General features: G+C 69.4%; 20 protein-coding genes. 8 read left to right on the plus strand and 12 right to left on the minus strand.

Annotation, left to right across the window (positions count from 1 at the left end; translation table 11 throughout):
• Positions 1–33: 33 nt before the first annotated feature.
• A complete protein-coding gene (locus AB0P21_RS22775; RefSeq protein ID WP_363699140.1) occupies positions 34–783 on the plus strand; it encodes an AAA family ATPase in 750 nt (249 codons plus the stop codon).
• A gap of 3 nt (positions 784–786) precedes the next feature.
• Here the strand turns inward: AB0P21_RS22775 and AB0P21_RS22780 are convergent, their stop codons facing one another.
• Entirely contained in the window at positions 787–1797 is a 1011-nt protein-coding gene (locus tag AB0P21_RS22780; protein ID WP_363699141.1) for a DUF4349 domain-containing protein, read from the minus strand.
• Between the two features lie 147 nt (positions 1798–1944).
• Entirely contained in the window at positions 1945–4257 is a 2313-nt protein-coding gene (locus tag AB0P21_RS22785; RefSeq protein ID WP_363699142.1) for a DEAD/DEAH box helicase, read from the minus strand.
• Positions 4258–4579: 322 nt separating this feature from the next.
• Here AB0P21_RS22785 and AB0P21_RS22790 point away from each other — a divergent pair, with 322 nt between their 5' ends.
• Entirely contained in the window at positions 4580–5254 is a 675-nt protein-coding gene (locus tag AB0P21_RS22790) for a ferritin-like fold-containing protein (protein ID WP_270139021.1), read from the plus strand.
• Positions 5255–5311: 57 nt separating this feature from the next.
• Here the strand turns inward: AB0P21_RS22790 and AB0P21_RS22795 are convergent, their stop codons facing one another.
• The 6 genes from AB0P21_RS22795 to ligD all read right to left on the minus strand — a co-directional run bounded on the left by AB0P21_RS22795 (position 5312) and on the right by ligD (position 8410).
• Positions 5312–5590 (minus strand): GlsB/YeaQ/YmgE family stress response membrane protein, encoded by a 279-nt coding sequence (locus AB0P21_RS22795; RefSeq protein WP_363699143.1) that lies wholly within the window; start codon positions 5588–5590, stop codon positions 5312–5314.
• 166 nt (positions 5591–5756) lie between these two features.
• A complete protein-coding gene (locus AB0P21_RS22800; protein ID WP_363699144.1) occupies positions 5757–6023 on the minus strand; it encodes a GlsB/YeaQ/YmgE family stress response membrane protein in 267 nt (88 codons plus the stop codon).
• Between the two features lie 55 nt (positions 6024–6078).
• Positions 6079–6306: a DUF3107 domain-containing protein gene (locus AB0P21_RS22805; RefSeq protein ID WP_363699145.1), complete on the minus strand. Its 228-nt coding sequence runs from the start codon at positions 6304–6306 to the stop codon at positions 6079–6081.
• A gap of 112 nt (positions 6307–6418) precedes the next feature.
• The gene (locus tag AB0P21_RS22810) at positions 6419–6718 is read right to left on the minus strand and encodes a hypothetical protein (RefSeq protein WP_363699146.1); all 300 of its coding nucleotides are present in this window, start codon (positions 6716–6718) and stop codon (positions 6419–6421) included.
• 28 nt (positions 6719–6746) lie between these two features.
• Positions 6747–7376, minus strand: coding sequence for a TetR/AcrR family transcriptional regulator (locus AB0P21_RS22815; RefSeq protein ID WP_363699147.1), 630 nt, complete (start codon positions 7374–7376; stop codon positions 6747–6749).
• A 107-nt stretch (positions 7377–7483) separates the two neighbouring features.
• Complete coding sequence (gene ligD, locus AB0P21_RS22820) at positions 7484–8410, minus strand: non-homologous end-joining DNA ligase (RefSeq protein WP_363699148.1); 927 nt, start codon at positions 8408–8410, stop codon at positions 7484–7486.
• 18 nt (positions 8411–8428) lie between these two features.
• Between ligD and AB0P21_RS22825 the strand changes: the two genes are divergently transcribed.
• The 3 genes from AB0P21_RS22825 to moeZ all read left to right on the plus strand — a co-directional run bounded on the left by AB0P21_RS22825 (position 8429) and on the right by moeZ (position 13637).
• Positions 8429–9346 carry an alpha/beta hydrolase gene (locus AB0P21_RS22825; protein WP_363699149.1) on the plus strand — a complete coding sequence of 306 codons (918 nt, stop codon included), beginning with the start codon at positions 8429–8431 and terminating at the stop codon, positions 9344–9346.
• Positions 9347–9502: 156 nt separating this feature from the next.
• Complete coding sequence (locus AB0P21_RS22830) at positions 9503–12259, plus strand: Calx-beta domain-containing protein (protein ID WP_363699150.1); 2757 nt, start codon at positions 9503–9505, stop codon at positions 12257–12259.
• A gap of 202 nt (positions 12260–12461) precedes the next feature.
• The gene (gene moeZ / locus AB0P21_RS22835) at positions 12462–13637 is read left to right on the plus strand and encodes an adenylyltransferase/sulfurtransferase MoeZ (RefSeq protein ID WP_363699483.1); all 1176 of its coding nucleotides are present in this window, start codon (positions 12462–12464) and stop codon (positions 13635–13637) included.
• 60 nt (positions 13638–13697) lie between these two features.
• Here the strand turns inward: moeZ and AB0P21_RS22840 are convergent, their stop codons facing one another.
• Genes AB0P21_RS22840 through AB0P21_RS22850 form a run of 3 tightly spaced genes read right to left on the minus strand, consistent with a single transcriptional unit; the run spans position 13698 to position 16095 of the window.
• On the minus strand, positions 13698–14651 hold the full coding sequence (locus tag AB0P21_RS22840) for a GNAT family N-acetyltransferase (RefSeq protein WP_363699151.1): 954 nt from the start codon (positions 14649–14651) through the stop codon (positions 13698–13700).
• Between the two features lie 17 nt (positions 14652–14668).
• Positions 14669–15472, minus strand: a complete 804-nt coding sequence (locus AB0P21_RS22845) for a maleylpyruvate isomerase family mycothiol-dependent enzyme (protein ID WP_363699152.1) — start codon at positions 15470–15472, stop codon at positions 14669–14671.
• Positions 15469–16095, minus strand: coding sequence for a TetR/AcrR family transcriptional regulator (locus AB0P21_RS22850; protein ID WP_363699153.1), 627 nt, complete (start codon positions 16093–16095; stop codon positions 15469–15471). Before AB0P21_RS22850 ends, AB0P21_RS22845 begins: the two co-directional genes overlap by 4 nt.
• 86 nt (positions 16096–16181) lie before the next feature.
• On the opposite strand from AB0P21_RS22850, the gene AB0P21_RS22855 reads away from it, so the two are divergent.
• Positions 16182–16448 carry a DUF2277 domain-containing protein gene (locus AB0P21_RS22855; RefSeq protein ID WP_344115569.1) on the plus strand — a complete coding sequence of 89 codons (267 nt, stop codon included), beginning with the start codon at positions 16182–16184 and terminating at the stop codon, positions 16446–16448.
• Positions 16449–16455: 7 nt separating this feature from the next.
• On the plus strand, positions 16456–16803 hold the full coding sequence (locus AB0P21_RS22860; RefSeq protein WP_363699154.1) for a hypothetical protein: 348 nt from the start codon (positions 16456–16458) through the stop codon (positions 16801–16803).
• A gap of 1 nt (position 16804) precedes the next feature.
• On the opposite strand, the gene AB0P21_RS22865 is transcribed toward AB0P21_RS22860, so the two are convergent.
• Positions 16805–17821, minus strand: coding sequence for a hypothetical protein (locus AB0P21_RS22865; RefSeq protein WP_363699155.1), 1017 nt, complete (start codon positions 17819–17821; stop codon positions 16805–16807).
• A gap of 122 nt (positions 17822–17943) precedes the next feature.
• On the opposite strand from AB0P21_RS22865, the gene AB0P21_RS22870 reads away from it, so the two are divergent.
• Positions 17944–18786, plus strand: a complete 843-nt coding sequence (locus AB0P21_RS22870; RefSeq protein ID WP_363699156.1) for a TIGR03560 family F420-dependent LLM class oxidoreductase — start codon at positions 17944–17946, stop codon at positions 18784–18786.
• Positions 18787–18944: the final 158 nt, after the last annotated feature.

The following is an 18944-nucleotide window of genomic DNA, read 5'->3' on the forward strand; positions in this document are numbered from 1 at the left end:
GGCCGCCGTTCCGCGGTGCGGCACAATGGCCGGGTGCCCCGGACCCTTGCAGTCGCCAACCAGAAGGGTGGCGTGGCCAAGACGACCACGGTGGCCTCACTCGGCGCCGCGCTGGCCGAGCTCGGGCAGCGCGTGCTGCTGGTCGATCTGGACCCCCAAGCCTGCTTGACGTTCTCGGTCGGCCTCGACCCCGAGGACCTGGACAAGTCGATCCATCACGTCCTGCTCGGCGGGGTGAAGGCGCGGGACGTGATCGTGCCGTCCGACGAAGGTCCCGACCTGTTGCCGGCCACCATCGAGCTGGCCACGGCCGAAGTACGGCTGGCCGCCGAGAGCAACCCCCAGCACCTGGTCCGTACTGCGCTGCGCCCGGTCGAGGCGGCGTACGACTGGATCCTGATCGACTGCCCGCCGACCCTCGGACTGCTGACCGTGAACGGCCTCTCGGCGGCGACCGATGTGCTGATTCCCTTGCAGTGCGAGACTCTCGCGCATCGCGGGGTCGGCCAGTTGCTGGACACGATCCACGACGTGCAGCGGCTGACCAACCCGGGCCTCGCCGTACTGGGAGTGCTGCCGACCCTGTACGACGGCCGCACGACCCACGCGCGAGCGGTGCTGGACACGATCGCCGAGACCTACGCGCTCACCGTGCTGGCCCCGGCGATCCCGAAGTCCATCCGGTTCGCCGAGGCGCCCGCGATCGGGCAGACGATCCTCACCACCTCGCCCCGCTCGGCAGGCGCGAAGGCCTACCGAGCCGTGGCGACGTCGCTGCTCTGAGCCTCAGCTCTTGCTGTCCGGATGCTGCGGGTACGGCGGGGCGCCGGCCGGCATCCCGGCGGGAGCCACCACCTGCGGCGCGTTGCGGCGCAGGCGAGCGCGGAAGCGCCAGAGCGGGTAGCCGATCAGGGCCAGCGCGATCAGGAACGGCAGCAGCGCGCCGAACGCGGTGGCCAGCGCCGAGAAGGTCTTGCTGAAGGCGTCCCAGCCGCCGCGCAGACCGGCCAGGAAGCCCTTGTCGTCGGTCTGCTTCTCCACCTCGACGACCTTGCCCTTCTCCGCCAGGGTCAGCCGCAGCGTCGCCAGTTCGGTCTGCAGGGAAAGGTTCTTCTGCTTCGCCAGCAGCGCCTCGAGGTCGGCCTCGCGCCGGGTCAGCTCGCTCTCCACCGAGACGATCTCGCCGATCGAGTTCGCCTTCGCCATCAGCGCGCGCATCCGCTCCAGGCTGGCCTTCTGCGAGTTGATCCGGCTGCCGACGTCGACCACCTGCTCGGTCACGTCGCTGGACTCCTGGTGGATCGAGGTGCGCTTGCCGAGCGCCGAGAGCTTCTCGATCGCGTCCTCGTACGCCGCGGTCGGCACCTTGAGCACCAGGTCGGCCTGGGTGATCCGGCCGTCGGTGTTGCTGGTGGTGTCCTCGGACGCGACCTGACCCTGCAGGCTGGTGACCACGCCGATCGCCTTCTGCCGCTGGCCGCTGACGTTCTCGCCGTCGACCTCGACGCTGAGCGAGCCGGTCTTGATGATGGCCCGGGCGATCGACGGCTGGGTCGCCGGCGCCGCCTTGCCGTCCGACCCGGTCTTGCCTGCCGAACCGGTAGTGCCTTCCGAACCGGTCTTGCCCGCCGAACCGGTGCTGCTCTGCGGCCCCGCGTTCTCGCTGCCCTGCTCGGGCGCCGCGGCGGCGTCGCCGGCCGTGCTCTTGCTGTCGCCGCTCGCGCCGCAACCGGACAGCAGTACGGCCGCGGTCAGGAAAACTCCTGCAACCGCGGCCGATAGGCGCATCCTCGTCATCGCCACACCCTTCCTCCCACGATGGTCCCCGTCGCAGCTAGGACGGGCCGGGGGAGGGCGGGCGTTGCGGTCCGGCGGTCACTGTTCAGGCACGGGGAGGCGACGAACTGGTCTCGCCTCCGACAGTGACGCGCCGGTTACCGATCGTTACTCCGGCGAGGTGAAGGTCGGCACGACGACACCCGCCGCGCTCTTCTTCACCGGAGCCTTCTTCACTGCCTTCTTGGCCGTCGTCTTCTTCGGGGCCGGCTCGGCACCCTTGACGTCGGCGCCGTTCACGTCGGCAGCAGGCTTGTCGGCCGCCACCTTCTTGACGGCGGTCTTCTTCGCGGCGGTCTTCTTGGCCGCCGCCTTCTTCTTGGCCACCGGCCGCTCGGCCTCCGCAGCCTCGACCGGTACTACGGCCGCCGGCGCCTCGGCCACTGCCACCAAGTCGTCAGCCGGCTTGCCGGCCGTCTTCTTGGCAGCCCGCTTCCGAGCAGGAGCCTTCTTCACCGGCGCCTCTTCGGCAACAGCCTCAGCTACAGCCGCCTCAGGCGAAGCCTGCTTGACCACAGCCTTCTCAACCGGAGCTGCCGCCTCGGTCGTGCCTTCCACCGCACGACGCCGACTACGCGTCCGCTTGGCCGGTGCCTCGCCTGCGTCAACCGCACCAGCGCTCGACGCTGTCTCGGCCTTGGCCGCGGCCAGAGCCTCGGCCGCAACCTCGCTCGCCTTGGGAGCCGGAGTCTCAGCCGCGCTCGCCGCACGAGCCGGAGCCTCAGTCGCACTCGCTTGGGCAGAGCCCTCGGTCGCGCGACGCCGACTACGTGTCCGCTTCGCCGGCGCCTCGGTGTCAGCCGCGGCCTGCGCCGGAGCCTCCACCGCAGCCGATGCCGAAACCGAAGCCGCCGCAACCACAGCCGCCTCGCCCGCGACCGGAGCCTCGGACGCACTGACCTCAGCGGTCTGCGCGGCAGCTGCATCGGCACCGCGACGACGGCGGTTCCGCGAGCGTGGCTTGCGCTCCGACGTGCCCTCGCCGGCCGGAGCCGACTCGGTGCTCGCCGGTACTACGGTCTTCGCCGTCACATCAGCATCGGACTTGTGCTCCTGCTGACCCGACTTCTGCTCGGTCGCCTCGCCACCCTCGAGCGGCTGCCCCGCGCGCAACCGGCGACGGTTGCGGTTCGGCCGCTTGCGGGCCGGACGGTCGCTGGTGCTGCCTTCGCCTTCGGTCCGCTTCGGCTCGTCGTGGGTGCGCGGGGCCCGGTTGCGGTCCTGCTCACCACGACGGCCCGACGACTTGTCGCGCGACGGACGCTCGGTCCGCTCCTGCCGCTCGGCAGGCTCACGCGGCGGCTTGATCCGGCCCTTGGCCTCGGTCGGGATGCCGAGGTCGTGGTACAGCTCGGGCGACGTGGAGTAGATCTCCTGCGGCTCGTCGTACGGCAGGTCGAGCGCCTTGTTGATCGTCTTCCAGCGGACCAGGTCCGCCCAGTCGACGAAGGTGACGGCGATGCCGCTCGCGCCGGCCCGGCCGGTCCGGCCGATCCGGTGGACGTAGGCCTTCTCGTCCTCGGGGCAGGTGTTGTTGATGACGTGCGTGACGCCCTCGACATCGATACCCCGGGCGGCGACGTCGGTACAGATCAGTACGTCGACCTTGTCGCCGCGGAACCGGTCCAGCGCCCGCTCGCGGGCCTGCTGGTTGAGGTCACCGTGGATCGCGGCGGCCTTGAAGCCGCGGTCGATCAGGTCGTCGGTGAGCCGGGACGCCTCGCGCTTGGTCCGGCAGAAAATCATCACCCGGCCGCGGTCGTCGGCCTGCAGGATCCGGGCCACCACCTCGGGCTTGTCCAGATCGTGCGCCCGGTAGACGAACTGCGCCGTGGTCGGCACCATCTGCGAGTCGTCGTGCGACTCGGCCCGGATGTTCAGCGGGTGCCGCATGTGGGTGCGGGCCAGGCCGATCACGGCCGACGGCATGGTTGCCGAGAACAACATCGTCTGGCGCAGCTCGGGGGTCTTGCGCAGGATCCGCTCGACGTCGGGCAGGAAGCCCAGGTCCAGCATCTCGTCGGCCTCGTCAAGGACGAGCACCTTGATGTGGCTCAGGTCGAGCACGCCGCGGTTGGCCAGGTCGAGCAGCCGGCCCGGGGTGCCGACGACCACGTCGACACCGGCCTTCAGCGCGTCGAGCTGCGGGTCGTAGGCGACGCCGCCGTAGATGGTGAGGATCCGGACCGTGCGCACGGTCGACGCGGTCACCAGGTCCTTCGCGACCTGGATGGTCAGCTCACGGGTCGGGGTGACGACCAGCGCCTGCGGCTTGCCGGGCGCGGCCAGCTGCTCGTAGTCGGCTTCACCGGGGGAGATGGTGCGCTGCAGCAGCGGGATGCCGAAGCCGAGGGTCTTGCCGGTACCGGTGCGGGCCTGACCGATCAGGTCGGTGCCCAGCAGCGCGACGGGGAGCGTCATCTCCTGGATCGGGAACGGCTCTTTGATGTTGACGCGATCGAGTGCGTCGCAGATCTCGGGCAGGACGCCGAGCTCTCGGAAGGTGGTCAGGCTAATCGCCTCTCACATGCTTGTACGGACGTTGCATCAGGTGGCCGGGTGGGCGTGGAATGCCCTACTTTTCACGGCGCGGGACACTGTGCAAGCGGCTCGCACCAGCTGCCCATCTGGGCGCGTCACCGGCGAAACACGGTCCAGTGTAGCCGGAATACCCGCCACGGCCGCTTCGCTGGTTTTGCACCCCGCGCGCTGCCGGACAGATAGTGTGCGCAACATGACCGAGATGACGGCCTTTGATGATCCCGCCTACCGGGCCGCGGCGGTGGATCTGCTGGGAGTTCTGGCGTACGGCGAACTGACCGCGTTCGAGCGGATCGCCGAGGACGCCAAGCTCGCCCCGACCCTGAACGACAAGGCCCAGCTGGCCCAGCTGGCGACCACCGAGTTCGGCCACTTCGTGCAGCTGCGGGACCGGCTGGTCACCCTCGGGGTGGACCCGATGGAGGCGATGCAGCCGTTCGTCACGCCGCTGGACGCCTTCCACGACCACACCGCCCCGTCGGACTGGCTGGAGGGCCTGGTCAAGGCGTACGTCGGCGACGGTCTGGCGAACGACTTCTACCGCGAGGTCGCGGCGTACGTCGACGCCGAGACCCGGGCGCTGGTGCTGGAGGTGTTCGCCGACTCCGGTCAGGCCGAGTTCGTGGTGGACCGGGTCCGGGCCGCGATCGAGGAGGACCCGAAGCTGGGTGGCCGGCTCGCGCTGTGGGGACGCCGCCTGGTGGGCGAGGCCCTCAGCCAGGCCCAGCGGATCGCCGCCGACCGTGACCCGCTCGCCGCCCTGCTGGCCGGCAGCGTCGACCGTCCCGGTCTCGACCTGGCCGCCATCGGCCGGATGTTCACCCGGCTGACCGAGGCGCACACCGCCCGGATGACGGCGCTCGGCCTGCAGGCCTGAAACGCAGAGCGGCCGCCTGCCCCGACTGGGGTGGCGGCCGCTGCGCTGGTACTGCGATCAGGCTCGTGCCCTGCCGCTGTTCCGCGACGAGATGATCGCCACCACGACCGCGGCGCAGGCGATCTGGATCACGTACTGGATCCAGTCCGGCCCAGGGGTGTCCTTGACGCCGGCGAAGTGCGCGATCAGGCCGCCGATGAAGGCGCCGATACCACCGCCGAGGATGGTCCAGCCGAGGCTGATGTTCTGCTTGCCGGGAAGTACGAGTCGCGCGAGCGGCCCGAAGATCACTCCCGCGATGAGGCTGACGATGATCATCCAGACCCAGTAACCCACGGTGTTCCTCCTTTGGAGTGCGTACTTTCATCGTCCTCCCGGCGCTCCGGCCGGACGAGTCCGACTCGCCGTCCGTGACCGGATGTTCACCGGGTGGCAGTGAACAGGCCCGGACATGCCGAACCGGCCGTCCCCCGAAGGTGACGGCCGGTGCGAGTTCGAGCTGTTACCGGGCTCTCGACTTCCCGGTGACCGAGGCCGCGACGACGACCAGAACGGCCGCGACGATGATGCTGATGATCCAGCGGATCCAGTCGATCCCCTTCGTGGCGTCGACGCCCAGAGCGGCGGCCAGGTAGTAGCCGATCAGAACGCCTCCGACACCGCACACCACGGTGAGCCAGAGCGGGATGTTGTCCCGGTTACCCGGGGCGACGAACTTCCCCAGCAGGCCGATGATGATGCCTGCGACGATCACTCCAATGATTTCCATGCGGCACTGGTTACCGCTGTCCGGAAGTCGTAAACGTGCGCCGCCCGGACCGAGATCAGATCGCGCCGAAACCGACCTTGCGGATCGAGACCTCGCCGATCTCCACGTACGCCAGCCGGTCGGCCGGGATCAGCACCTTGCGGCCCTTCTCGTCCGTCAACTGCAGGAGATTGGACTTGCCGGCGAGTGCGTCCGCGACGGCCTTCTCGACCTCTTCGGGGCTCTGCTCACTCTCGAGCACCAACTCGCGATTGGCGTGCTGTACGCCGATCTTGACCTCCACGAAACCCTCCCGGGCACGTTCCGACCGGCGGCTCTCGCCGGTACCCGATTCGAGCCTATCCGCTGCGGCCCCCGGGTTCTCACCCGTCCGCCCACAGCAGAACCCCGGCGCGTCAGCGGCGACCGCGCACAGCCCGTACTGCGGACGCGACCAAGCTGCCCCCGAGCGCGGGTGCCGCGAACAACCAGAGCCAGAGCCAGATCGGCCCACCGCGCGGCATGGCGAGGATGGTGAAGACGAGCTGGGCGACGAACAACGGGCCGGCCAGGATCAGGGCGCCGAAGCCGACGGCGACCCGTGCCTCCCACACCATCTGCGGGTCGGTGGGCGTCGCAGTACCGGCGACGACGTAAGCCGCCACAGCCGCGACGACGACACCCAACGCGAGCGCGATGAGCCCGGTGATCGGCATCAGGCAGCCTCCGGCCGCTCGGGCGCGGTCAGCCTTCGGTGCGCGGGAAGCCGCGGATGCCGCGCCAGGCGAGGTTGGCGACCAGGTCCGCGGCTTGCTGCTGCATCAGGGTCGGGTTGTCCGAGGCCAGCCAGTACCGTGCGCTCACCTGGGCCATCCCGACCAGGCTGACCGCGAGCACCATCGACTGCTCCTTGCTCAGGCCGGCGTCGGTGCTGATCACCTCGGAGCAGGCCTCGGCGCAGGCGTGGGTGACCCGGTCGACCCGCTCGCGGACGGCGGGCTCGTTGGTCAGGTCGGACTCGAAGACCAGCCGGAACGCGCCCTGGGCGTTGGCGACGTAGTCGTAGAAGGCGTGGATCGTCGCGCCGACCCGCTCCTTGTTGTCCTCGGTCGAGCGCAGCGCGTCCCGGACCGAGGCGACGATCGCCTCGCAGGAGGTGTCCAGCAGGGCCAGGTAGAGCTCCAACTTGCCGGGGAAGTGCTGGTAGAGCACCGGCTTCGAGACGCCGGCGCGGTCGGCGATGTCGTCCATCGCGGCGGCGTGGTAGCCGTTCGCGACGAAGACTTCCTGGGCCGCCTCGAGCAGTTGCGCGCGGCGGGCCAGCCGCGGCAGGCGGCTGCCTCTCTTGGGCGCAGTCTCCGGTGTCGTCGACACGTCGGGCTCCTTCGATGGTGCGGCTCGGGAGCGGCAACCCCCGGGTACTTGAATCCGAATCCTACCCAGCGGTGTGTCCCGCCAGTAGCTTCGGCACCCGGTGATGCTTACCCGGGCAACGGCTGGGGGTCGTCGTACAGGCCGTCGAGCACGTCGCCGTATTCGTCGATCCGGGCCAGTACGTCGGCCGGCAGGAAGGTCAGGTCGGCCGCCTCGGTGGCGCCGGCCACCTCGTCCCAGTCGATCGGGGTGGAGACCCGCGGCTCCTCGGCGCCGCGCAGCGAGTACGGCGCCAGCGTGGTCTTCGCGCTGGCGTTCTGGCTCCAGTCGATGAACACCTTGCCCGGCCGCAGGGCCTTGGTCATGTTCGCCGTGACGTTCTCCGGCAATGCCTCGGCGAGCTGCTCGGCGAGTTGCTTGGCGAAGGCGCTGGTGGCGCGGGACGAGGCCGGCTCGATCGGCACGTACAGGTGCATGCCCTTGTTGCCGGAGGTCTTGGGCCAGCCCTCGAGACCGAAGTGGTTCAGCAGTTCGCGCAGGGCCAGCGCGACGTCGCAGCACTCGACGATCGTCGTACCGGGGCCCGGGTCGAGGTCGAAGACGATCAGGTCGGCCATCGGCGTCTTGCCCTGGTCCGACGGCCCGATCCGCCACTGCGGGACGTGCAGCTCGAGCGCGGCCAGGTTGGCGAGCCAGACCACGGTCTGGATGTCGTCGGCGATCACGAAGTCCGCCTCGTCCCGGCCGGTCGAGCTGCCGGGGGTCGGCAGCGTCACGGTGCGGACCCAGTCCGGCGTACCGCGGGGTGCGTTCTTCTCGAAGAAGTACGACGCCGAGGTGCCGTCCGGCCAGCGTTTGCGGGTCAGCGGCCGGTCCGACAGGTGCGGGAGCAGCAGCGGCGCGACCTGCAGGTAGTAGTCGATCACCTCGGCCTTCGTGAAGCCCGTCTCCGGGTACAGCACCTTGTCGAGGTTGGTGAGCTTCATCAGCTGCCCATCGACCTCGGTAGTGAGTTGCTTCGGTCCGGCCGCCATGCGTCCTACCATGCACTAATGGAGAGTTACGCGGCAGTAACCGGCGCTGGGGCGTCGCAGGGAGCGCAGGAATGGCCTGCACGCACCGTGCCGGTCTCAGGGGTGGACTTGCTGGTCAGAGACGTGCCGGGCGCGGACAAGAGCCTCCCGCCCGCGCTCTACGTGCACGGTCTGGGCGGGTCCTCGCTGAACTGGACGACTCTCGGTCTGCTGCTGAACGACACCGTGCGCGGGATCGCGCCCGACCTGCCGGGCTTCGGCCAGACCCCGCCGGTGACGGGTATGGGCGGGATCAGCGAGCAGGCCGACCTGCTCGGCGAGCTGATGGACCGGGAGTTCGACGAGCCGGTGCATCTGTTCGGCAACTCGATGGGCGGCGCGGCCGCGGTCGCACTCGCGGCGCGGCGACCGGACCACGTGGCCTCGCTGACCCTGGTCTCGCCGGCACTGCCACATCCCCGGATCTCCGCCAGCGCGCTCTGGTTCACCGCCGTCTCCACGCCACGGCTCGGCCCGGCGGTGCTGGAGCGGACCCGGCGGATCCCGTTCGAGCGGCGGCTGAAGGCCTCGCTCTCGGTCATCTTCGGCGAGCCACGGCTGCTGCCACCGGAGGTCCTCGAGGCCTACGAGGCCGAGCTTCGCGCTCGCGACACCCAGACCTGGGGACCGCAGGCCACTTTGGAAGGCGCCCGCAGCATCCTCTCCTCCCAGTTCGCCCCGCCGCGACGGTCTTTGTGGGCCGATGCGGCCAAGGTCCGTTGTCCCGTCCTGCTCGTGTACGGCGGACGCGACCGGCTGGTGGACGCGCGGATCCGGTTGAAGGCGCAGCAGGCGTTCCCCGACGCCCGGCTGCTCTACCTGCCGAGGTCGGGCCACGTCGCCCAGATGGAGCACCCGCAGGAAGTCGAACGTGGCTTCAGGCAACTGATCCGCTAGCAGCTCCGCCCCCTCCCGCGGTACCGACCTCAGTAGGCAATCGGCGCGCCGAGGTCATCCCACGGGATGATCCTGCGAGCATTTCGTCGCCCAGGACAACGAACCGCCCGGCTCCGGAGTCAGGCAGGTGATCTGTCTGCTGACGAAAGGACCGCTGTGCGGGTATTCGGAAGAGCGGGGCTGGCGCTCGCGCTGCTCGGTGGAGCGCTGCTGACCCCGACGGGCCAGGCGCAGGCCGCGCCGCCCGAGCCATCAGTTGCTCAGGGCAATAAATGGGTGGTCGAGCCGGTGGCCGGCGGCTACCGGGTCACACTCCGGCTGGACGAGCCGGCGCCGATGCGGGACGCGCTGCCGCTGATCGCGGCGGACGGCGTACCGGTCGGGGTGGCGAAGCAGTCGCCGGACCGGCGCAGCGTCTCGCTGGTGACGCCCGACCCGTCGTTGCTGAAGGCAAAAGACGTCCAGCTGGTCTGGTCGGGCGATCTGGGCCGGAGCAAGGGCAAGCAGGGCAAGAGCCTTGTCGGTGGCGCGACCACCGACAAGGAATGGCTGAAGGCGCCGCTGGGCGCGCCGCTGGCGGTCGATCCCGGCGCGGCGGGCAAATACGCGGTCGACACGGCGGAGTACAACCTGGGCGACCAAGCTGTCTTCCTGCCCGGTCTCGGCCAGAAGTCAGAGGTCGTCGGCAAGGTCTATTCGCCGCGCGCGGCGGTTGGCGCGCGACCGTTGGTCGTCTTCCTGCACGGCCGGCACTCGGTCTGTTACGGCGATGCCACCGAGCAGCCGACCGTGCCGTGGCCGTGCGCCAAGGGTGAGAAGCCGATTCCGAGCTACAAGGGGTACGACGGCGCAGCGAACGCGCTCGCGAGCAACGGCTACCAGGTCGTCTCGATCAGCGCGAACGCCGTCAACGCGTTCGACGGCGGTGTCTACGACCAGGGCGCGCAAGCCCGGGCCGAGCTGATCCTCGACCACCTGGCGCTGTGGAAGAAGTGGTCCACCACCGGCGGCGGCCCGTTCGGCAGCAAGTTCGTCGGCAAGGTCGACCTGCAGAACGTCGGCCTGATGGGCCACTCCCGCGGCGGCGAGGGCGTTGCCCGGGCCGCGGTCCTGAACGCCGATCGCGGTGGTCAGTACGGGATCCGCGCGGTACTGCCGCTCGCCCCGACCGACTTCGCCCGGGCGACGGTGCCGGGGGTCGCGATGAGCGTGATCCTGCCGTACTGCGACGGTGACGTCTCCGACCTGCAGGGCCAGAAGTTCTACGACGACACCCGGTACTCCGTGACCGGTGACGCCGCGCCCCGCTCGACCGTCACGGTGCTGGGCGCGAACCACAACTTCTTCAACACCGAGTGGACTCCGGGCCAGTCGGTCGCGCCGTCGAACGACGACTGGTACGACGAGAACGAGCAGGCCGCCCCGTGCGGCGCGAAGTACGCGGGCCGGTTGACGGCGAAGGAGCAGCAAGCCGTCGGTACGGCGTACGTGGCCGGCTTCTTCCGGCTGCAACTCGGGGGCGAGACCAAGCTGCTCCCGCTGCTCGACGGGTCGAACGCGCACCCGGCCTCGACCGGCAAGGCCGTAGTACGGGTGGTCTCGCAGGCGCCGGAAGCGACTCGGCGGGACGTGAACCGGCTGGACCAGGCACTGCCGGCCGGCGCGGTCACCGGCAAGGCGAAGGCGACCGTGTGCGCCGGTTACACCCAGGCGGCGAAGGCTGCTGCCAAGACGGCGACCTGCCTGACCTCGGACGGCGGCGACTCGCCGCACTGGATCGAGTCGTACCTCGCCCCGCACACGCCGACCACGGCGGTCACGAAGCTCACGTGGACCGGCCAGGGCGCAGTACGGATCAATCTGGGGGCGCTGCAGCGCGACGTCCGCAAGTACTCGGCACTGACGTTCCGGGCGACCCCCGACCCGACGGGTGCGCCCAAGACGGACCTGACCGTCCGGGTGATCGACGGAAAGGGCCACGCGGCCGCAGTACCGGTGTCGGCGGTCAGCGACGCGCTGCTGCGGATGCCCGGCGCTGCCGGCATGGGGCTGCCGAAGAACCTGTTGCGCACGGTCCGGATCCCGACCAGTTCGCTGAAGGGGATCAACCTGCGTGATGTCCGGGCGATCGAGCTGGTCACCGACAAGGCCGCGACCGGTGCGGTGTTCGTCAGTGACCTGGCGTTCTCGACCCCGGGGCTGGGCAAGTCGGCGCCGTCGAAGCTGACCCGGGTGTCGGCCACCGACGTCGGCAAGTTCAAGGAGGGCAACTCGGGCACCCAGATCGCCGACTTCTGGGTGACGCTGTCGCGGCCGAGCCCGCGACCGGTCCGGGTGTACGCCGAGTCCACCAGCGACAGCCTGACGGTCGGCTCGGTCTTCAAGGAGCTGGTCTTCAAGCCGGGTCAGACCAAGCAGAAGGTCAGCGTGCCGATCACCGGGAACACCCGGGACAGCTACGACACCGTCTTCAGCCTGGTGCTGTCGGTGCCGCACGACGCGCTGCTCGGCAAGTCGTTCGGCAACGGCGAGGTGGTCGACGACGACCCGACCCCGATCCTGACCGTCGGGAACCCGACCGCGGCCGAGAACGCGAAGACGCTGAAGTTCCCGCTGAAGCTGTCGGCACCGAGCGACAAGTACATCTGGCTCGGCGGCCAGCTGAAGGACGGCACCGCCGTGATCCGCAAGGACTACGCGACACCGGACGACGACGGCACCAGCAACCCGCCGGACCGCGGTACCTACGGCCAGCTCCAGGCGGGGGAGACGACGGGCTCGATCGACGTCACCGTGGTCGACGACAAGGTCAAGGAGCCGACTGAGACCTTCACTCTCAACCTGACCGAAGGCGACGGCACCGACTACAAGCTGCCGGCCACCCTCACCGGGACCATCACCGACAACGACTGACCCTCGGGGTCTGACCGGACGGCGTCCGCCACCTCCCAGGTGGGCGCCGTCCTTCGTTTTGAGACAGCAGGTCCGCGATGCGGACCCGGCGGGCCTGCCCTGGAGTGGTGCGGGAACATGGGGGAGGGACAGTTGGTTGAAAGCTTGCAGTCCCGCGAAGTTTCCCGCTGACGAGGAGTGTTCCGTGCCACAGCTGCCACCGCTGGTCGAACCGGCCGACGAGCTGACCATCGACGAGGTCCGCCGCTATTCCCGGCACCTGATCATTCCCGAGGTCGGGATGGCCGGCCAGAAGCGGCTGAAGAACGCCAAGGTGCTGGTGATCGGCGCCGGCGGTCTGGGCAGCCCGGCGCTGCTCTACCTGGCCGCGGCCGGGGTCGGCACGCTCGGCATCGTCGAGTTCGACACCGTCGACGAGTCCAACCTGCAGCGCCAGATCATCCACGGCCAGTCCGACGTCGGCAAGTCCAAGGCGCAGTCGGCCAAGGAGTCGATCCTCGAGACCAACCCGAACACCAACGTGGTGCTGCACGAGGTCCGCCTCGACAACGACAACGTGTTCGAGATCTTCGAGCAGTACGACCTGATCGTCGACGGCACCGACAACTTCGCCACCCGGTACCTGGTCAACGACGCCGCGGTGCTGCTGGGCAAGCCCTACGTCTGGGGCTCGATCTTCCGCTTCGACGGTCAGATCAGCGTCTTCTGGGCCGAGCACGGTCCCTGCTACCGCTGCCTGTACCCCGAGCCGCCGCCGCCGGGCATGGTCCCGTCCTGCGCCGAGGGCGGCGTGCTGGGCGTGCTCTGCGCGTCGGTCGGCGCCGCTCAGGTGACCGAGGCGATCAAGCTGCTGACCGGGATCGGCGACGTCTCGCTGGGCCGGCTGAACATCTACGAGGCGCTCGACCTGAACTGGCGCGCGCTGAAGGTCCGCAAGGACCCGAACTGCGCGATCTGCGGCGAGAACCCGACCGTCACCGAACTGGTCGACTACGACGCCTTCTGCGGCGCGATCACCGAGGAGGCGGCCGACGCGGCCGTCGGCTCGACCATCTCGGTGAAGACGCTGAGCGAGTGGATCAAGCTCAAGGACAACGGCGAGAAGGACTTCCAGCTGATCGACGTCCGGGAGCCGAACGAGTACGAGATCAACCGGATCCCCGGCTCGGTGCTGATCCCGAAGGCCGACTTCCAGACCGGGGTCGCGCTGGAGAAGCTGCCGCAGGACAAGCAGCTGGTCTTCCACTGCAAGTCCGGCGTCCGCTCCGCCGAGGTGCTGGCGATCGCGAAGGCCGCCGGCTTCTCCAACGCCGTGCACGTCGGTGGCGGCGTGGTGGCCTGGGTCGACCAGATCGACCCGTCGCAGCCCGCTTACTGAGTCGCTTGTGAAGCCCTGCCCGCCGCCGTACTCCGGTCCGCGGGCAGGGCTTCCTGCGTTCTAGAGAGTCGGCAGCCGCCGGTCCCAGCTGTCGGCGATCTCGACCGTGCGCATCCCGACGGACTCGTAAAGGCCGAGAGCCGGGGTCGGATTGCTCGTGTCGACGTGCAGGATGGTGCCGACCCGGCCAGCCGCTGCGTCGGTGGCGAACGCGTGCCGCAGCAGGTACTTCGCCAGCCCGAGACCGCGAGCCTCGGCGCGGACGCCCAGCCGGCCGACGTACCCGCAGTTCTCCGTCTCGACGAAGCTGTCGTTGCGATCGCTCGCCGCGAGGACCTGACCGTCGCGCTCGACCAGCGTCAGTTGCGACCAGTCGAAGAACGGGCTCTGCTCGTGCGACTCCAGCCATTCGCCGTACGGCGGAAGCTCCGCGCTGTCCTGCCCCTCGAAGGCGGCCGTCAGCGCCTCATGGGTTGCCCGCCGAGCGGATTCGTCGTACGCGCCGACGTGCACCTTCGTGCCGGCCGGTGGTTCCGGCAGGGACAGCGGCGCCGAGTGATCGATCCGCAGCTGCAGGAACGAGGTTGCGAACTCGAAGCCCGCGGCGCTGACCACGTCACGCAGCTCCTCGTCCGCACGGAACAAGCCGACCTGGACGGTCACCTCAGGATTGCCCTTCTCGCCAGAGGCTGCTCGCGCTCGCTCGGTGCCGGTCGCGAGCAGCCAGCCGGCGATCGCCGGATCAGCCGTGATCACACTCAACTGGACGAATCGGCGATCGCCGCTGAGCAGCACGAACCCGAAGCCGGCCACCTCGCCCGCGCCGTCCAGCACCAGCCAGCCGTCCTGCTCCGGAGTGAACGTCGACGCGCCCAGCGCCTCCTGGATCTCCGCCATCGTGACGACCGGCCGGCCGAGCACCCGGGTGAAGTACTCCACCGCGAGCCGCAGGATCGCTTCCGCGTCGGACAGTTGCGGTGGACGGACCGTGAGACCGGCAGCAAGTTCAGTCATCCCGCCATAATGCTGTGTCAGAAGGGCATCCGGCAGCCGGCGACGGCCTCGGCGCCGAGCGGATCCCCGTCGACGAGTACGACGGTGGGCTGGTCATCGCGCCCGGACACCGTTCGCATGTAGCCGATCGCGTCGGTGCTGACGGCGGCGATCGGGTCTCCCTCGCCGAGTTGGTAGGTGCCGCCGCCTGGGCCGGTGAGGGTCAGCACCACCGGCGTACCGGGCCAGAACGTGCCGCCCACGAGGTCGAGCATCACCTGCGCGATCAGCTCACCGGCGTACGGGCCGGGGTCGAACTCGCGGCCGAGTGCCCGGCAGACGTCGTCGCGATGCATCCACAGGTCGCGGGCCAGCAGGATGTGCTGGACGTAGCCGAGGCTGATCTTGTCGAAGCCGGGCATGCCCTCCACCTTGATCTGCAACCGGTGGATCGGGGCCGGGGTGCGGCTGATGATCTTCGTCGCCCGGCCCCAGAGCTTGTCGAAGCGCTCGCGGAGGACGGCTTCCGGCGTACCGCGGTGGTCGTCGGCCTGGATCAGCATGTGCGCGTCCAGCAAGCCGACCTGTGGATAGACGCGGCGGGCGCGGCGGTCCCGGAGCGGGAACAACCAAGGCTTGTTGACGTCCTCGGCCTGACCGCAGAGGTGGCCGACGACATCGGCGACGTCCCACTCGGTGCAGACCGTCGGCCGCTTCCAGTCGGGACCGTCGATGGTGGTCATCAGGTCGTGCCAGGCCGTCAGTTCGGCATCGCGGTGCCGCCGGGCGGTGCCGCGGTCGGCGCGGGCGATCTCCCGCGCGGGTATGGCTGTGGTGGTCATCTCTTCTTCCCCCTGTAGCGCTGGTAGAACATCTCGATCACGATCGGCATCAACTGCGTGAAGCGGCCGGTCTCGAAGGCCGCCTGTGGTTCGTTCGCCAGCTGCTGGGACAGCACGCCGGCGGTTATCGCCGTGAAGAGCGCGATGCCTTCGTCGCTGGTCGCGTCCTGGTGAAGCCGGCCGCCGTCGACCTCCTGCTGGAGACAGAGCTTCAGATCGTCGATGGCGTCGACGGCCGGCGCGAAGGCCTCGGCGGAGGGCTCGAAGCCGGGAACCGTGCGCCAGAAGAGCAACTGGCTCAGCACCTGGTTCGCCATGCACCAGCGGCTGAACGCGGTGATCGCCAGCTCCAGCTGATCCTCCGGAGCCGCATCGACCGTCGCCACCCGCTGCGCGTCCCGGAACCCCTCCGCGCCGCGGCGGAAGAGGGCGTCGTAGATCGCCAGCTTGGACGGGAAGTACTGGTAGAGCGACGGCGGCTGCATGCCGAGTTGCCGGGCCACCGCGGACAGGCTCAGCGCCGCGACGCCCTCGGTCTCCATCAGCGCGATGGAGACGTCCAGGATCTCGTCGATGGTCTGCTGCCGACGGCGGCTGCGGCGGTCCAGGCCTGCTGTGCTCATAGCCTGAGGAAAACCTAATTCCCATAGGGGAGTCAATAGCTCGTAGACCTTGAAAGAGTGTCCCCACTGGCACGTACTGTTTTCGTATGTGCAGAAACATCACTGTTCTTCGTGGACTTGAGCCGGCGGCGACCTCGGAAGAGATCTACGCGGCGGCGTTGCAGTACGTGCGCAAGGTGACCGGTGTCGGCTCGCTCAGCGCGACCACCCGGGGGCCGATCGAGCGCGCCGCCGCCGAGGTCGCCAAGATCACCGAGGCGTTGCTGGAGGAGATGCCGGACCGGCGGGTGCCGCCGCAAACGGTGCCGCCGCTGCGGCGGCCCGAAGTACGGGCTCGGCTCGGCCTGGACTGACGGCTCCGTGGGGGGAGCGGCCGACTGGCGCCGGCGGGCGCTGGTCTTCGGGCTGATCGTGGTCGGGGTGGTGCTGGCGCTGACCTGCGTCAACGCCGGCGCCGAACTGGACCGCCGGCGCCGCTCCACCTGCGACGCGACTCTCAGCTTGCCGGTGAGTGCCTACGTGCTGGTTGTTGTCGGCTTGCTGGTTGGTCTGGCCGCGCTGTTCTTGCTGGCCCGTTGGTTCGGTGCGGAGCGGCAGGTGATCGTCGTCGTGCTGTTCGCGACAGCTGTTTCGGGCGTTGTCTTCGAGATCTTCGCGCTGCTCAGTGCCGTCCATGGGCCGGGTGCGCCGGTTTGCCGCGGCGCGTGAGTCAGCCTGCGATTTGTGGCAGGAAGGCGGCCAGAGCGCTGATCAGCAGCGGGGCCAGGACGCTCAGGGCGGTCAGTGGATTGCGCAGGATCGACAGGTCGAGATGCAGGAGCGTCTCCAGTCGCGCGCGGTCCTCGGCCCATTCCGCGGTCGGCCTGCCGTCGGCCGGGAGCGGGCAGCCGTGCTCGACCAGCTCCTGCGCGCGGGCACGCCAGGAGGCGGCGAGCGGCAGGGTGATGATCGACAGCGCGAGCGCGAAGAAAGCGCCGTACAGCAGGACGTTCGCGGGCGGGAACTCGTCGGAGCGATCGGGATGCGCCGCGACGAAGGCGCCCCGAAGCGCGCCTGAGGTCGCGACGGCGGCGACCACGCCGACGGTGAAGGCGCCGACGCAGACGAGCAGCAGTTGCCACAGTTGCAGGAGCCGCTCGACGGCACGCCGGAAGTGCACCGTCTCGCCGGGCTCGTCCTGGAGCGCGGCGGCGTACTCGTCGATCGGTGCTTGCGGGCGACGCGTCACCGCCTTGCCCAGATCGCGGCACTCGGCGTGCGCGAGCCAGACGACAGTGAGCCAGGGGACGCTGGCGAGCATGCCGCCGATCAGCACTGTCGTCGTCCGGAGACTGAGGTTCTGCACTGGTAGATCCGGGCCGGTTGCCGGCGAGATCAGCCGGTACGCCGCCAGCGCGATCGCTCCCATCGCCGCGCTCAGCAGGTAGCGCCTGCGTCGGCTTGGCGCCGCCTCGATGCCCCAACGGCCAGGGTGTTGGAGCACCCGGGTCGCCTGCACGCCGAGCACCAGGAAGGTGACCAGCGCGGCGCTGGCGATCCCCCGCCAGACGGTCCACGGCACGCTGCCGGTGAACTGGTCGCTGGCCTTGGTGCCGTTGGAATCGGCCAGGCCGAGCAGGGCGGCGAAGCCGAACAACAGTGCCAACAAGAGCCCGCTGCGAACCGGCGGCGGAATCCGCAGCCAGAACGTCTCCTCGGCGATCACCCGCGCCCCTCGCTCAGCCACCTGGTCCTCCTCCCGCCGCTGTGCACTTCGCAGTCTTCCGTCCGGCCGCCGATCTCGCTGTCCGGCTGCGCGTGCCCTGGGGTAGGTTGCGACTGGGAAACCCCTTACCGAGGAGGCGGCGGATGCGGTTCGCGATCAAGACCAGGCCCGAGCACACCAGCTGGCAGCAACTGCGGGACGTGTGGATCGCGGCCGACGAGTACGACGTCTTCGAGTCGGCCTGGCACTGGGACCACTTCTACCCGCTGAGCGGCGACATGGCCGGCCCGAACCTCGAAGCCTGGACCACCCTGGCCGCGCTGTCCCAGGCGACCAAGCGGATCCGGGTCGGCTGCCAGGTCACCGGCATGATCTACCGCCACCCGGCCGTCCTCGCCAACATGGCCGCGACCACCGACATCATCTCCGGCGGCCGCCTCGAGCTCGGCATCGGCGCCGGCTGGAACCAGATGGAATGCGACGCCTACGGCATCGAACTCCCACCGCTGAAGGAACGCTTCGACCGCTTCGACGAAGGCACCGAGGCCCTGATCGCCCTGCTCACCCAGCAGGTCGCCAACTTCGACGGCCAGTACGTCAAACTCACCGACGCGTACTGCGAGCCGAAACCCGTCCAGACCCCGCACCCACCCATCACCATCGGCGGCAAAGGCCCCAAACGCACCCTCCGCGCCGTCGCCCGCTGGGCCCAGCACTGGAACGTGATCGTCCCCAGCCCCGAGGAGTGGAAGCCCCTCAAGGACATCCTGGTCGGCCACTGCGAAACCCTCGACCGCGACGTCTCCGAGATCACCTGCTCGGTCAACGTCCGCATCGACCCCGACCAACCGCTCGCGCAAGCCATCGACTCGGCGCTCGCCAGCGCAGCGGCGTACGAGGAAGCGGGGGTGGATCTGGTGGTCCTCAACCTGCCTTTGGACGCACCACCCACCATCCTCGAACCCCTGGCCAAAGCCCTCGCATAAGGCTCAAAGAGCAACAGACAAGAGCAACAGACAGTGCCCGCCGCCGCGGTGGTGAGGAAGGTGCCGGCGGCGCAGGCGCTGCCTGGCGGGCCAGACCTGCTGTTCTCAGGACGAGGCGGGCACCCAGTCGCTCACCACATCTGTTGGATGTCTGTGGG

This window comes from Kribbella sp. NPDC056861, assembly GCF_040687575.1.
Lineage (GTDB): Bacteria > Actinomycetota > Actinomycetes > Propionibacteriales > Kribbellaceae > Kribbella.